14 protein-coding genes are annotated in these 14,957 nt (G+C 52.6%); 2 read left to right on the forward strand and 12 right to left on the reverse strand.

Annotation, left to right across the window (positions count from 1 at the left end; all coding sequences use genetic code 11):
• Positions 1 to 7 precede the first annotated feature (7 nt).
• The 9 genes from vgrG to WG68_RS17310 all read right to left on the reverse strand — a co-directional run bounded on the left by vgrG (position 8) and on the right by WG68_RS17310 (position 7,619).
• Positions 8 to 1,795: a type VI secretion system tip protein VgrG gene (vgrG, locus tag WG68_RS17275; protein WP_046558977.1), complete on the reverse strand. Its 1,788-nt coding sequence runs from the start codon at positions 1,793 to 1,795 to the stop codon at positions 8 to 10.
• A 2-nt stretch (positions 1,796 to 1,797) separates the two neighbouring features.
• Positions 1,798 to 2,475: a CIS tube protein gene (locus tag WG68_RS17280; RefSeq protein ID WP_083981961.1), complete on the reverse strand. Its 678-nt coding sequence runs from the start codon at positions 2,473 to 2,475 to the stop codon at positions 1,798 to 1,800.
• Complete coding sequence (locus tag WG68_RS19690) at positions 2,475 to 2,648, reverse strand: DUF5908 family protein (protein WP_161796375.1); 174 nt, start codon at positions 2,646 to 2,648, stop codon at positions 2,475 to 2,477. Before WG68_RS19690 ends, WG68_RS17280 begins: the two co-directional genes overlap by 1 nt.
• A 4-nt stretch (positions 2,649 to 2,652) precedes the next feature.
• Positions 2,653 to 3,111, reverse strand: a complete 459-nt coding sequence (locus WG68_RS17285) for a phage tail protein (protein WP_046558978.1) — start codon at positions 3,109 to 3,111, stop codon at positions 2,653 to 2,655.
• A gap of 13 nt (positions 3,112 to 3,124) precedes the next feature.
• On the reverse strand, positions 3,125 to 3,583 hold the full coding sequence (locus tag WG68_RS17290) for a phage tail protein (RefSeq protein ID WP_046558979.1): 459 nt from the start codon (positions 3,581 to 3,583) through the stop codon (positions 3,125 to 3,127).
• Positions 3,584 to 3,648: 65 nt separating this feature from the next.
• Complete coding sequence (locus tag WG68_RS17295; protein WP_046558980.1) at positions 3,649 to 5,208, reverse strand: phage tail sheath family protein; 1,560 nt, start codon at positions 5,206 to 5,208, stop codon at positions 3,649 to 3,651.
• A gap of 17 nt (positions 5,209 to 5,225) precedes the next feature.
• On the reverse strand, positions 5,226 to 6,086 hold the full coding sequence (locus tag WG68_RS17300) for a hypothetical protein (protein ID WP_046558981.1): 861 nt from the start codon (positions 6,084 to 6,086) through the stop codon (positions 5,226 to 5,228).
• Positions 6,083 to 6,664, reverse strand: a complete 582-nt coding sequence (locus tag WG68_RS17305; protein ID WP_046559026.1) for a DUF4255 domain-containing protein — start codon at positions 6,662 to 6,664, stop codon at positions 6,083 to 6,085. Before WG68_RS17305 ends, WG68_RS17300 begins: the two co-directional genes overlap by 4 nt.
• A gap of 391 nt (positions 6,665 to 7,055) precedes the next feature.
• Positions 7,056 to 7,619 carry a hypothetical protein gene (locus WG68_RS17310; RefSeq protein WP_046558982.1) on the reverse strand — a complete coding sequence of 188 codons (564 nt, stop codon included), beginning with the start codon at positions 7,617 to 7,619 and terminating at the stop codon, positions 7,056 to 7,058.
• A 130-nt stretch (positions 7,620 to 7,749) separates the two neighbouring features.
• Between WG68_RS17310 and WG68_RS17315 the strand changes: the two genes are divergently transcribed.
• Together WG68_RS17315 and WG68_RS17320 are read left to right on the forward strand one after the other, a co-directional pair.
• On the forward strand, positions 7,750 to 8,733 hold the full coding sequence (locus WG68_RS17315) for an FAD:protein FMN transferase (RefSeq protein ID WP_235357775.1): 984 nt from the start codon (positions 7,750 to 7,752) through the stop codon (positions 8,731 to 8,733).
• A gap of 120 nt (positions 8,734 to 8,853) precedes the next feature.
• Positions 8,854 to 9,666, forward strand: coding sequence for a substrate-binding periplasmic protein (locus WG68_RS17320; RefSeq protein WP_046558984.1), 813 nt, complete (start codon positions 8,854 to 8,856; stop codon positions 9,664 to 9,666).
• A 37-nt stretch (positions 9,667 to 9,703) separates the two neighbouring features.
• Here WG68_RS17320 and WG68_RS17325 read toward each other — a convergent pair whose 3' ends face one another.
• Genes WG68_RS17325 through WG68_RS17335 form a run of 3 tightly spaced genes read right to left on the reverse strand, consistent with a single transcriptional unit; the run spans position 9,704 to position 14,951 of the window.
• Positions 9,704 to 11,281 (reverse strand): general secretion pathway protein GspF, encoded by a 1,578-nt coding sequence (locus tag WG68_RS17325; protein WP_200897628.1) that lies wholly within the window; start codon positions 11,279 to 11,281, stop codon positions 9,704 to 9,706.
• A 38-nt stretch (positions 11,282 to 11,319) separates the two neighbouring features.
• Positions 11,320 to 13,740: a LamG domain-containing protein gene (locus WG68_RS17330; RefSeq protein ID WP_046558985.1), complete on the reverse strand. Its 2,421-nt coding sequence runs from the start codon at positions 13,738 to 13,740 to the stop codon at positions 11,320 to 11,322.
• 2 nt (positions 13,741 to 13,742) lie between these two features.
• Positions 13,743 to 14,951, reverse strand: coding sequence for a hypothetical protein (locus WG68_RS17335; RefSeq protein ID WP_046558986.1), 1,209 nt, complete (start codon positions 14,949 to 14,951; stop codon positions 13,743 to 13,745).
• Positions 14,952 to 14,957: the final 6 nt, after the last annotated feature.

The following is a 14,957-nucleotide window of genomic DNA, read 5'->3' on the forward strand; positions in this document are numbered from 1 at the left end:
TTTCTCCTTAATTGATCAGCACCATAGCGCCTTTCACCGTGGTCTGGCCGCTGGCCGATAACTCAGCGCTGGCGTTGCCTTTGGCGGTAAAACCTACTTTGGCCTGCTGGCTGATATTCAGCGCTTCTGCGCTAAAATCCGCTTTGGCGGCCAGTTCAATATTACCGACGGCCTGCAGGCTGATTTTACCTTTGGCGTTTAAACTGATGTCTTTTGGGCTGTCCAGTAAGATACCACTGGCAGACAGCTCAGCTTTGTTGCCATGCTGGTCCTGCAACAGGATGGTTTGGCTGTCATCATCCAGCACCACTTTGTTACCGGCCGGGGTAAAAATACTAATTTTTTTCTTCTGCTCGTCGTACTCCAGCGTCAGCTTGCTGCGGCTGACAAAGGCTTTCAGGTTATTATCTGCCGCGTGCTCATAGGCTGGCTGTTGCTTGCTGCTATATACACTGCCCAGGATCACCGGGTAACAGGGATCGCTGTTCAGATAACCTAAGATCACCTCGTCGCCAATTTCCGGCAGGCAATACTGGCCAAAACCAGCCGAAGCATAAAAGCTCAGCAGCCGGGCCCAGACGCCTTCGGTTTCAGCTTCTGCTAACGGCACTTTGACCTGAATACGGTATTCACCGCCCGGATCGGCATCCAGCTTCAGCACCACACCAATTTGCAAACCGTTTACCCCCGGCAGTACGCCAGCGGCCAGCGGCGCACTGATATCGCTGTTTTCCGCAAACCACTGTGCCGACATACCAAAGCTGACCTGGCTGACCCAATCACCCTGTATCACGCTGTGGCGCACCTGGCTGACAAACACCTTGCCGTTAAAGCGCTCACCCACGCCGTCAACCTGCAGCAACACGCCCGGTTTTAGCAACGCCGAGCCCTGACAGCGTAGTTCGCCACGAATACGTGACAACGCCGATTTGAGCTGCTGCCCCTTAGCCCAGCTCGTTAAGCTGTCGCTGCTAAGCGGCACATGTGTTTGCAAGCGAAGTTCCTTGATCGCCGCCACCTTGGCCAGCGTATCGGCCGCCAGATTGCCCTGAGCGGTTAACTCTGCCGTGGACGCCTCGCTGTTTTGCAGTTGTTGACTGGCGGGGTCCCAGCTCACCGCTTTGACGGAGCTGAACTGCTGGCTGGCATCCAGACTTGCATTGAAACTCAGCAAATCATCACCGTAGGTGACTTTCAATACCGGCTCGCTGCTGATATCAGGCGGCGCTACGCTTAACTTACCGTCATCTGCACACAGCAGCATGCCGTTCACTTCAGCGCGCAGCAGCATAAAATCCCAATCGCTGCTGTAGTACTGCACCAGCTCGGCATGGCTTTCACTGGTGGCGGTGGCTTGACAACTGGCACCATATTTACCGGCCAGTTGCTGCCAGATATCACTGTCGGTCATGTCGACATAGTTGGCGTTATGGCGTGCCAATGTGGCAGCAAACAAGCTGTCACGACACTCCACCACCAAGTCGGCCTGATTGTTGCCCCTGATGCTTAAACTGTGCTTGACCACTACACCACTGAACACCTGTTGCTCGTCATCACCATAACCCAGTTTCACCACCAATTTAGCCCCGGGTGCCAGCTGCGGCTGGTTCGATAGCGGAAAGTCTTTATTCGGCATATCGCCATCACTAAAGGTTAAAATCGCCTGCGGAATGCGATTTAAAGCTTTGCTTATTTCGACACTGATCACACTGACACTGTCTGCCAGCACCTGGCCATCACTGCTGATCACCAACCGTACCGGGCCCTCGGCCCCCTGCAGTGGAGAATTTGCCATAGTTACCTCAACGGCGGAAAATACAGCATGGTGCCGGGCGTAAGCACACTAACGCTGTTCAGCTGGTTAAACTCGGCCACCGCCAGGTAGTAACTGCTGTCACGATACTGGCGGTAACACAGCAACGGCAGGGTATCGCCGGCTTTTACCAGGATCTGATGGGTTAAGTCCGGAGACTGCCTGTCGGCCTTTAATGCCTCCTGTTTATTTGACATATAGCTGCCAAAATTCAGTTTTATTTTTGCCCGTAGCGGATCGCCGCCGGGTTTAAACAAGGTGTAATCCACCGTCATACTGCTTAAACGGCCAACAAAGCTGAAACTCTGGCCCCATTGCAGCTTGACGATGCTGGGCTCATGCTTTTCACCGACATAGTGATACACCACGTTTTTCAGCTGCTGTACCTGCTGGCTGACATCAACTGCCGCAGCTTGCGGCACCACGCCGGTACCATCCAGTATCAGCTCAAAACTGAGCTTTTCCTGCTGATACTGGCTCAGCTTGCTTTCCACCGCCGATTTACCAATTGGCAGGCTAGTACTGTTGTCACTGTTATAGCTGATGCCCAGCTGATGGTTCAGGCTGGCCGGGTTGATCATGGCCTGAAACTGGCCTTCGCCAGTGGGCTGACCGTTATGATCACAACAACTGATGCTAAGCAGGGTTTTGCTGCCACTCATTAGCGCGGCCTCTGTTCAAACCGGGCCTGTTCAACCAGACGCTGGCATTCCTGCAGGATATCCTCCTTTAACTGGCGCAGCGCCTGGGCTTGTAATGCCTGCAGCTGTTGTGGCTCGGGTTCAGGTTCCAGCAAGGTAGATTTAACTATCAGTCGGCTGACTTCAATTGGCATTGGCTTAGCCCTCCCGGCTCAGATATTGATAGCTGAATTCCAGCTTTTCGATGGCCACTTCGTTTTTACTGGCATTAAAGGCCTCTACCTGCCAGCTAACCGGCCAGGCATTAACAAAACCCCAACTGCGCGCCGGCTGGCCATTGCTGTCGAGCAAAGCCACGCTGATGGTCATCGGCGTAATAGCACTGTCCAGGCCCTGTTCAAATACCTTAAGACACCACTTGATTAAGGGTGAATTTACGTCGGCGATACCACGCTTTAATACCAGATTGCTGTGTTTAACCGCTTTGGGCAACTTGTGCACAAAGCGGTTTTCACCGCCTTCTATTACCTCTTCAGTATCCATTTGCACCCCGATGCCCGACACCTCCTGAAAGGCGGTGTCGGTGCTATCACCTGTTGCAGCAAATTTCACCCGAAAATAAAACGCCGGTAGCGGATATTCCGCTTGCTCAGTCATACGTTTTTACCTGTCAGGGATTATCTATAGTGATACCTTCGTGCACAATTTCGATGGTTTCTATCGCCACCTCATTGCCGTCGGATTTCAGATCAGTACCGGTGATCTTGGTAGGCCAGGCGTTGGTTAAGGTCCACACCATAGTTGTCCCCCCTTCCTCATCCAGCAGACTAATGGTAATGGGCAGCCGTTTTATCGTGTTCATCTTGATCTGGCTGAACCAGGTCCAGAATTTGTTATCCGATTTATACACGCCTTTTTTCATGGTCACGTTGCCAGACTTTTTCAGCCCCGGCATCTTAGTGGCGGAAAATACCGGGTTGTCGCCAGCGCGATATTCAATAATTTGCGCCTCAACATCCAGGCCAGACACCTCCTGAAACGACATTACTTCAGAGTCCCATTTCACCTGAAAATAAAACTTCGGCAAGGGCCATACCGAAGTGGATTGGGTTGAACCGTCATCAGCCATTGTTAAGCTCCTTAATAAGCATGTTCATTGTCAGTTACTCACTATTCGGTTAATCAGTCGGTTAATCAGGATTTCTGCATCTGCTGCTGGAAAGTGATTTCAATAAACTCAGCCGGCCGGATCAGTGCTACCAGCACAGTAACCCGCAAAATACCTTCGAGAATATCTTCCGAGGTCATGGTTTCGCCTAGTCCTACGCTGACGGTGAATGCATCGTCAGGTGAGGCGCCGGCTAAACCACCACGCTTCCAGATACCAGTGAGAAAGTTGCGGATCATGCTCTTAATGGTGACCCAGGTACTGGCGGTGTTGTTTTCAAACACATAGGCTTTAGTGCCAAGCCGGATGGATTCCTCCAGCATCACCATGGTGCGGCGCACACTGATATAACGCCAGTCGAGGCTGTTACCATCCAGTGTTCTGGCGCCCCATACCAGGGTGCCTTCACCAATAAAAGTGCGAATGGCATTCACGGATTTGCCCTGGGTACTGACGTTTAAATCTTCCTGCTCATCGTGGCTGATATTGACCGCCGGTGATACCACGGCACTTAAACTGACGTTGGCCGGCGCTTTCCACACGCCCTTGGTGTTATCCACCATAGTGTAAATACCCGCCATGGCGGCAGCCGGTGGCAGTAAATTCAGCATAGTCCGCATCTGACCAAGTAACTGGCTGTATAAAGGGCTGATGGCTTTTAAGCTTTTATGCAGCAGCATTTGCTTGGCCACGCGCTCGGCGCTTTCCAGTTTGCTCCAGTCAGCGCTGATTTCGGCTATCGCATCTAACTGTTGCTGCAGTTTCAGCTGGGCCGCTTTATCGGCGGCAGTGGCAGTTTCGGCCAGTTTTGGCAGCTCATCCGGCAAATTCCGTTCTTGCTTTAACAGCTGCTGCAGCAGCTCAGCCGGCGCCAGGTTCTGGTAACTCAGATCACGCTCCTGCACTATGCTGGTGTTCAGCCACGGATAATAGGCGGTGGCGAAATCAAGGTAGTTGATACCCAGTTTACCGCGGAAGTTGTCGATGCAATCGCCATCCGGATGCTGCCGGGGTTTATAGCCCTGCCAAACATCTAAAATCGCCACCCGGTTGCGCATCTTGCCACCACAATGTGCCAGCGCGGCCTGCTGCACTGCGATGCAGTCGTCTTCGCCCAGCAGTACCGCTTCAGGAACAACCAGCATGGTAGGCTCCTGCTCCTTAATCAGCTGATCAATGCCGGCCATTAGTTTGGCGCCTGCCACATCGTCGCCATAATTACCTACTGACACGATATAACAGGGGCCACCACCATTCTGGTAAAACAGCATCATGGCGTAGTACAGCAAATTTTTGCCGCTATCGTGGCTAAGCTGATACGATTTAGCGCCGACACTAAAGGTATTGTCATCCGGCGCAGCGGCTTCGGCCAGGCCGAACATTGGTGTCGGTGCAAAGCCAAAGTAATTATGAAACTCTGACATTGAGCTGATACGCATAGGATGATTGGTCAGTGACTTAGTGCCATTCAATGCTTTTTCGGTATAGCCGATAAAAGCCGGCACTGCCGTTGCCACTTCCACCACCGAATTGGGAAAGGCATTTTTTTCTACGATATAAACGCCAGGCGTTTTCATCTGCCCCATGATTGGATCCTTTCTGGTTAATAGTTAAGATATATTTCCGCTATGTTGCTCGGTACTCCGTTTGCTACTGCCAAACCACACTGTCCGGCTGCCGCCACCGGCAACCGTTTAATGAGGATTTTTTCACTTTGTTCGTCCTGGCTTACCAAGGCAAAGCGGTACAGGCTCTGCTGTGCCAGTGCCAGCGGCGCGCTGGAGTCAAATACTTTGGCGCTGCGCCCATTGGCCAGGGTGACATCAGGCTGCTGCACAAATTGTGGTGCCGATAGTGTTGAGCCATGCGGCGCCAGATCGCGTATTTGCACTGGCTGCGTAAAGCTGTCACCACAAAGGTAATAGCGCCAGATACGGCGCCGGCTGCCAAAGCTAAGCAGATAATGTCGCACCTTAGCAGCCGTAAGCTGGGTGATGTCTGAGCGCAGGATCGTCAGAGCCAGCACCAGAACCGGCAGCGGTGTCTGTTTAAGTTCAGGCAGTGCCATCAGTTTAGGGTCAGTGCTGCTGATCACATCAGCTGCATTTAATTCAGCGCCGCTATGTAGACGTAACTGCTCATCCTGCTGCAGCGGCGTACTATTGTCGCAATACAACAGCTGGCCCTGTTGTAACGCCGGCTCAGTGTAACTGCCAAACTGCGCATCACGGCTGTACAGCAAAAAATGCAGTGTCAGGGGGCTGTCGCAGCATGCCGCGGCGATATCACGCCGGCTGCTATCAAGCAGCAACATAGCGCCCTGCTTGGTGGCTTTAAACAACAGTTGCGCATTATGCAGCCGTCGCGACGTGTCAGCAGTGGGTTTCAAATCAGCCTGTTGCAGATAGCCTGTCGTGAAATAACTGTGCTGTAGCTGTATATAACACAGCGGCAGATAACTCATACCCGGCTGCCTATATCACTAACCGGTTTGCTTAGCAGGCTGCTCTGGCCGTAAATGTCGGCACCGTCAAAGCTGACCATCCGCACCTTATACAGCACAGATGGCAGGTATTTGCCGCTTAACATGCCCCATAAGTTACTGGCGTCCTGAATGCTGAGGTTTTCCAGATCCAGTGCCAGCCGCTCAATCGCCGGGTCCAGTTCTGGCAGGTTCTGATGGGTAAAAAGCGGATTGCGCTGAAAAAAGCTGATACTGGCCGACAACAAAGTGAGTGCGTCGCTGTAATTGGCGCCGTTGAAATTCGCCGCCAGCATTAAGTATAAATTCAGGTGCAGCGGCGGTGTGCTGTTAGCACTGCGGCTAAAACCTGTGTCGAGCAGGCTGGGGTTATGGCGTGAAGCGGATTCTTTTTCTATACCAACCAGAAATAACGCCAGCTTATTATTAACGTGGGTACATACGTTACCGTCGGCTTCATTTAAATTTGATACCAGCACGATATCTTCAGCCAACTTAAAATTATGCCGCAAGAAACGGTTAAGTTGAACCGCCAGTAGCGCCAACGTCTTTGCTATCATATTGTTATTGTTCCAGCCAAACGCACACCACATAGCCGTCAAGGCTATGAACGATACATCTTGATTTAACTAAAAATCGACGGCTAAACAGCTTTTATAATAGCTATCGCGTCAGCCCTTTCCTGCAACAGCGACAGCACAAATAACAAAGCAAATTTCTGTTATTTATACAAACAAGGGGACCTGATGCATATAAAGATAGTGGCTAAAACAAACAATGCAAACATATCGAAAATTTATCGCAAATTTATCATCTATAAATACCAACATAAAAATAACGACTTAATGACAAGGTGAAATTACCACAATACAATTACTCGCCAGGCTGCTGGCGCAGCATTTTATGTTTAACTTTGGGGTGCTGTGGTCTTGGGAAAGCCTGTTTCGACAGTCAGAACACCAGCGACAGTTGTGCGCCAACCGTTGTCCGACTAAACCGCTGATTGTCAGCGTAATACTCTGTACTCCCCGGCCTGCCTAACATATTAAGCGACTGATACCTTAAGTTGTACCAATTACCATATAGCTCAAATCGAATAGTGTCGTGCAGTTTAAGTTCCAGCCCGGTTCTGGCCATGGCGTGGCAGCAACTGTCGTTGTTAGTGTCTAACCACTGCATCAGGCTGCCGTTTAAATCAATCCCGGCCTGAAAATAGGGGCTAAGCCACCAGTCCATGCCCAGCCGCCCATAGAGAAACAGCGGCCGGATCCGGCCCTCATCATAACCAGCCGGTTGCTGTTTTAACGTGATCCGCTGATAACTTACACCGGTCTGAAAATACACATGGGTGCGGTCTGCTGTGCGTAAACCAATAGCAAAGCCCGTGGTTTCGGCTTTAGCACCTTGTTCGGTAAATGCCGATAGCACTTTCTGGCTGTCAGCAAATACTGCCTGCGCTGCTGGCGCCGCTAACATTCCTGTCAGCGCCAGGCCTGCCACTATTAATTTACACATTCCCATTCCTACACTAAAAATTAACATTAACGACAAGGGGCGCAGATAGTAGCGTAAAGACAATTGCCTCGCCAGCATTGAGTAAAACCATGGCCTCTGCAACAATGTAGCCACTTCGGATTTTCAACGTGTGACCTGTTATATGTCGACTTTGCGCTATCGCCTTACTTGCTTGCTGGCTCTGCTATTGCTCACCTCACCCGCTCAGGCCCAATGGCACCGGCTACCGTTTCAAACCATGGGCACTGAGGCCTATGTCGAATTGTGGGCCGAAGATGATGCAAAGGGCCAGGCGTTGCTGCATGGCGTGCAAGCTGAATTTGAACGGATTAATCAGCTGATGAGCCCTTATATCAGCAGCAGTGAACTAAGCCTGTTAAATCGTGAGGCGGCGGCCAGGCCAGTGACCATCAGCAGCGAGCTCTACCAATTACTGCAACAAGCCGAACAACTGGCCATACTGAGTGAAGGCGCTTTTGATATCAGCTTTGCTTCTGTCGGTTTTAGCTACGACTACCGGCAGCAGCTTAGACCCAGCATCACAGAATTGACCGAGCAGCGCCCGCTGATTAATTACCGGCATATTCAGTTACTGGCTGACAACCAGGTTAAATTTGCCAGGCCCGGCGTAAAAATTGATTTGGGCGGTATTGCCAAGGGCTACGCCGTTGAACAAGCCATTGGCTTGCTGGCCAGCGCCGGCATTAAGCATGCGCTGATCACCGCCGGTGGCGATACCCGTTTGCTGGGCGACAAACGCGGCCGGCCCTGGCTGGTGGCCATTAAACACCCGCGTAAAACTCATGATATTGTGGCGCAATTGCCGCTAACAGACAGCGCCATAAGCACCTCGGGCGATTATGAACGCTTTTTTATTGAAGACGGGGTGCGTTACCATCATATTTTAGACCCTAAAAGCGGCCAGAGCCCGTCCGGCTTAATGAGTGTAACGGTATTAGGGCCAGACAGCACCCGCGCCGATGCCATGTCAACCACGTTATTTGTGCTGGGGCTGCAGCGCGGTATGGTCTTTATAGAGCAACAAAGTGACTTTGAAGCCATCTTTATCAGCAGTGAGCATCAGTTGTACTTTTCATCAGGGCTGGCCCAATGAAGCAGCAACTAAATTAGCAGTATCCGCGCACCAAAAAGCCCACTATACTGAACCTGCTGCTAATTTAAGCAATCTTACTAATAGCATGTTAACTGGCAGAATAGCTAAAACGGAAACCCGATGTTAAAAGCAGTATTACAGCTTGTTATTCAATTCAGTATAGTGCTGTGGCTATACTCACCGCAGGCTGCCGCCTGCAATTTACGCTTGGGGATCGAGACTCATTTTCCGCCGCACATTATTCACGGCGAGACGGGCTGGAGCGGCCTCAGCATAGAGCTGGCACAGCGCCTGGCCCAAGAGGTAGAGTGTGACCTTACCCTGGTTGAAAGCCCCTGGCTCAGAGCCATGCGCCAAATCGATACTGGCGAGCTGGATCTGATAAGCCATTTAACCTTCAGCACTGAGCGGCTGGAACGTTTCGCCTTTATTGGCCCACACCATCTGGAACAGATTTTCTTAGTGGCAGACCCTGACGCCATTCCGCCACTCAGTTCAGTAGAACAACTGAGCAATGAGATTGATCTGACTGCTATCGCCATGCTCAATGGCGCATACTATGGCGAAGATTTTGCCCGGCTGCAGGCACAACCCGGCTTCAAAAGGCAATTAGTTTACATCACCAATAGCCTGGATAAAATGGCGTTGCTACATGCCGGCCGGGTCAACGCCGTGCTGGAAGATTTGTCTGTACTGCGTTACTGGCAAACTGAGCACAACACTACCTCTAGCCGTTTTCAGCCATTGCTGGCCATCCACCAGGGGCCGGTGTATTTTGGTTTTAATAGAAAAACCTTGTCAGCAGCCCAACTACAGCAACTCAATAATGCCTGGCAACAGTTGCATAGCAGCGGCGAGCTGGCCAGGATTGTTGCCCGCTACCAGCAGCGTGAAACAGAGTTAAACATACCGCCACCTCAGCCACATTTATAACCTGAATGCGGCCTGCAGTGCATCAGTAACTCTGCGGCTACACTATAGGCGCAAACGCGGTTAGCCTGTCCTGGCTGGCTGCATTGCCCAGACCATGAAACGGTGCCACCTCCGGCAGCCGGCTCTGTTCACCATGTAACGCCAGATAGTTCAGCAGCACGGTTTGTACCAGTAAGTTCACATTATTAGCCGCCATGGATGAACCTGTTTCTACCGAGCCATCCGGGCGCATAAAGCCAATTTGCTGATGGCGGGCTTGTTCGGTTGTGCTGCCCCCCAGCAAGGCCGGCCGGCCATTCGGGTTATATACCAGGATGGCAGATGCCGCGGTAGCAGAACTATCACCGGTCCACTCGCCTTTACCGCGGCCATTGACGCTGTCGTCTATCCGGCCATTACTGCTGACCGAACCATCGGAATACAGATATATCATCAGCGGCTGATTGCGTCTGGCGGCATATTCCAGGCAGGCGCCTATGCAGCGGCCCGCCCGCAGATCGCGCAGCTCTCCGGTGCCCCGCTCGCCGGTATGATAATCATAACCGCCAATGGTCACGGTACCGGCGCCGGCAAAACCATTAACCACCAGTTTCATCACAGAGGCGGTTTTACGAAATTCAGCATCGCCGTTAAATTCAGCGCTTGTGAAAATGCCGGCCGCACCGACAATGTCCGGATCAGCGGCCGGGTCCAGCGTCGCCGGGTTACCAAAACGGTCAGCCAAGTCGGCACTTTTCACATAGCCACAACGCACCAGATCTTTGATTACCGCATCGCGGCTGACACCACTGTTTACCCGGCTCAGTTTACTGTCGCTTAAGCGTTGAATAGACTCCATTACCGCCACAGCGTCATTCTGATCCAATAACCCGAATAAATCACCAACATCTACCAGCCCTGTTACATCACTGGGCCGGTCAATTTTGGTTGGCCGCCACTCCGGGTTATAAAATTCGGCTGGCGCCATCGAGTTAGCACCAGATTCTGAATTACGTGAGCCAATTAATGGCATTAACGAGCCATTGGCACCGGCTTTGGCGATGGCATACATCGGATTATGCGGATTATTGCCAGTGTCGTTCTCCGAGCGTGACGGCATCACCGCTCCATTGGTCATGGCCTGAGTGGCCATACTGGTGCGCTCCAGGATACCAGCCAGCATTTGTGAATCGCTGTGAAACGCCAGGCCCAGCTGATCATTGATAAAGCCGCTGGCCGGGTTAGCTGCATTTACTGCCGTGGGCACCATATCTGCGGGCAAGCCCTGCCGGCTGTAGCCCTGGGTAGACAGAAAATCGAGCTGGCCGCCCGCACCACCCACCAGAATATTAGAACCGGCGATATTGGCACCACCGGCCAGGTCAAAACAGATAAACGGGATTTTTCCGGCGCCTTCCACGTTAATACCACACTGGTTTTTTAACAGTTCCAGATCCGGTGATAAATCCGCAAAGGCTTTGCTCGGATTAGCAAACAAGCTAAATACCGAGCCGGTCGTCAGTAACCCCGCGCCGACACTCAGGCCACAGGCGATAAAGTCGCGCCGGGTAACCGGCCGGCTATGGCAAGCGTGCAGTAAGGGCGCATCCGGATGTAAGGCTTTTTTTAGTTTCATCAGTTTAATCCTTGGTACATCAGCATTAGTACCTGTTGTTAGTACAGCAGCAGCTGGGCGCTGGCGAGCATGGCAGTGCAGGCAGCTTTGGCAATGGTTCGGGTGCGCTGGCTGTCGCAAGCGCCGTTACACTGGCTTAAGCGCTCGATCAGGTTATTCAGCTCAGCTCTGGCTTCACTTTCAGCCGGCGCAGTCGCTGGCTGTAACGGCGCAAACCTGTGCAACAACGGGCTGATTAATGCCTCGCGGTTGGCCGGGCTGAACGCCTCTGCCGGGCTGGCATTAAAATTAACCGCCGGGAACCAGGCACTGCGAATAGCCGTGTCGTTGATCGCAGCATTACAGTAGGCAATACCCAACTGGGTAATCGCCATTTGCTGCGCTGAAATAAAGGTTTCAATGTTGCTCTGCGCTGGTAATTGGCGCGAAATAGTCTGGTAAGTACTGGCAATGGCCGGCGTAGCCTGAGATACGCCGGTTAGCTGACTCATACTGGCGTGAATAGCGGCAAAAGGCCGCATGCCAATATCGCTGCTGTCCGAACTCAACTGGCTGATTTGCTGCACAGCAAATACCGGCTGGCTTCGAACATTACTGTACTGGCCAATCTGGCCAAACGACAGAAAAAACTCATCGCTGGCAGCCCCCGCCTCAGTGGCAATAACGGTCCCCAAGCCAGACATCGGCACAGGTTCACTCAGGTTAGTGCCGCTATTGAAACTGAATTGCTGACGAGTCCAGGCCTGGCCGGCAGTTATTTCCCGGCCGTTTAGCGCCAGCGCCATGCCGCTAAAGGTGAGGTCTGCCGGTAGCGCCAGACCATCCAGATTAATCAGGTAAGGCTGGCTAAACAGGTAGGAATAGTTATCGAACTGCGCCACTTCAAACACAATATAGCTCTGTGGCAAATCAATTAAATGGCCAATCGCAAACGGCAGATAAAACTTCTGGCCCACGCCGACACTGAAGTTCTGGGCAACTTGCGCTGCGCTGAGCGCCCGGTTGTGCACCGCCAGCAGGCGGATACTGCCCTGCCACTGCCGGCTGCCATCGGCTTCATTGCCCAGCATCAGCGCAAAACTGTTATCCCAGTTGCTGATGGCAACAGACGCGCCCTGCACACCACTGTCGGCACCATTAACATAAATGCGCTGGCCGTTTACCGGGTCCTGGGTCAGCACCACGTGCTGCAAACTGGCTTGTAACAGCTGATCCGCGTCGGCCGTACTAACTGCCGGCATACCGGCAAAATTACTGCCACTGCTGCGCAGCAAGAAGTCATAGTTATACTGGCTCTGGCCCAGGGTGACATTGCGACTAATGGCACTGCCAGCGTAACTGACAATAGCTGCCGGTCCTTGCTGCACCACATTGGCCGGTATCAGCCAGGCTTCAATGCTCAGCTCGCCGGTAGCGCCAATCAGCTGCGCCAGCTTGGCACTACTTTGCGTACTAGCCTGCGCCCGGCCACTGTTAATTTGTAAGCCCCAGCCGGTTAACCAGTTAAAATCGCCCTGCAGGGTCAAATTAGCGGCAGGCTCTACCCCGGAGGTATCAAATGCCTGATTGCCCTGGCCTTCTTTAAACTGATAAAAGGCAATCTGATTGCTTTCATAACGCCCGCCACTGGAGGCCACCACACCGTCGTCCAGCCGTAAGGCTTTTGACGGTATTAATTGCGGGTCCAGCTCAGTTAGTGGTACCGCATCACTTATTGCCCTGACTGCAGAGAGCATCATAGCCGCATCGCTGGCGCAATCTGACCAGCAGTTATGAAACTCACCGCCTAAACGGGCAACCAGGCGTGACAATTCCGGCCGGTCCAGATTGATTAAACTCCGGCTGGCCTGATAGGCAGCAGCAACGTCGCTGGCAGCAAAAAAAGGCGCCTGGGCCACGGCCGCATCCGGGCTATGGCAGCTGGCACAGTATTGCCGCAGCAAGGGGTAGACTTCAGCGGCAAATAATCCCGAACTTTCAGGCAGGGCTTTGCTGGCACCCGGGTCGCGGATCACCGGTGCTACCAGCGTAACTGCTGCTTGCTCGGCATCGGTGGTATCGCCCCAGTTACGCAGCCACTGGATTATAGTGTCAGCACAGGCCGTATTGCTGCTAAGCCAGCAGTTATGGCCACCGGCCACTTTCTGCACCAGCAGCGATTGCGCCGGATCAGCCAAATTGACCAGTGGCAACATCGCCGCATATGCCAGATTAATATCGTCACGCCGCACAAAATACGGCGCGGTATTGCCTTGCTGATGGCAACTGCCGCAGCGGTTATCGGCCACCAGGTTATCCCACAGATTGACCTTAAATTGTTGCACATCGGCCGTTTGTGGCACCGGCCCGGTGTAATTATTGGAATTGTCCTGCTGCGGTGGTGGCGGGTTTTGCTCTACCTCTGCGCCACCGCAAGCGATTAACAAGACACAAAGCATACTCAGCAGTACAATTCTCATGCTTAGTCTCCCATACAATAGGTGGCGGTGTCGGCAAACACCTGTTTTAAGTTATAACCACTCTGGCTGAAGCGTTCGCTGCTTTGCTGAATAAGCTGCACATCTGCCAGACTTTCAGCTGGCCGTAAACAAGTGGTTTCAAATGCTTTTTTAACCTGACACTGAGCAAAGGCGACCGAATTTGCCAATTCTTCGCCTAAACTCTTCGCGCCATAGCCTTCACCCGGTAAGCTGCTATCCCAGCCCAACGCCTGGTTCTGGCCCTGACGCCAGTAATTTTGCCAGTAGTCATCTTCGGTTTTATAGCCAAAAGGGAAATTACCGGCGTTAATATGATATTTCGGTTGCACCCGGCTGCCGGTCTGGCTGTTACTGCTGCCACTTTGCTGATAAAACAAGCGGCCATTATCGCCGTTTTCGTCAGTAAACTGATAATCGTAATAGGCAAACGCCTGCGCTAAGGGATCCATACCCGCATGGCAACCGAGGCAGCGGTTATGAAAAATCCGGCTGTCACCACCGGGGCTGCGGCTGACATCCTGCCGGATCCGATCGGCAGGCGTGCTGTTGTCTTTTAATGGCTCCAGATCAGTGCAGAGCTGACTCATCAGAGTAAAGCGCAGCATCGCCCGGTTAGTCCCCAGATAAAAGAACGCCTTGGCCCCTGCCCGGCTGGTCATCACCCCGGCACTGGCTGCTGCCGGTATACCCAATAAGCTGCTTTGTGAGCGCGGCTCCAGATATTGCTGCAAGTCAATGGCTTGCTGATCCAGCGCCTGATAATGGGCATTATTGTCTGGCGCGTAAGGGGGTAAACCTAAACTGTCGGCCGCCACGTATAACACATCTGTTTGTAACAGCTGCCGAAAATCAGCATTGTCGCGCACCAGGCCAATCAGCGTGGCGCTGTAATCGTTCAGTGGCTCAAAAATATCTAAATCGCGATTGGTGGCCGGGGTGGCAAACAACTTTAACGTGGTGCGATAAAAATCCGGGTGCTGCATCGCCAGCCCGGCAGCTGCCTGGGCATTACCCTGGGCTATCAACTCTGCCATCTGTTGCAAAGTATCCGCATCGGCCGGTACACCAGCCAGGCGGTCATGCAACCGTTTTGCCTGCTCCAGCGGCCCGGCAGCTAAAGCAGCACTGAACAAGATGGCCAGTACCGCCACCAGCAGGCCCGGTGCCGCCGGTTTAATATAACGTTGCATAGTTTT

This window comes from Arsukibacterium ikkense, assembly GCF_000987775.1.
Lineage (GTDB): Bacteria > Pseudomonadota > Gammaproteobacteria > Enterobacterales > Alteromonadaceae > Alishewanella > Alishewanella ikkense.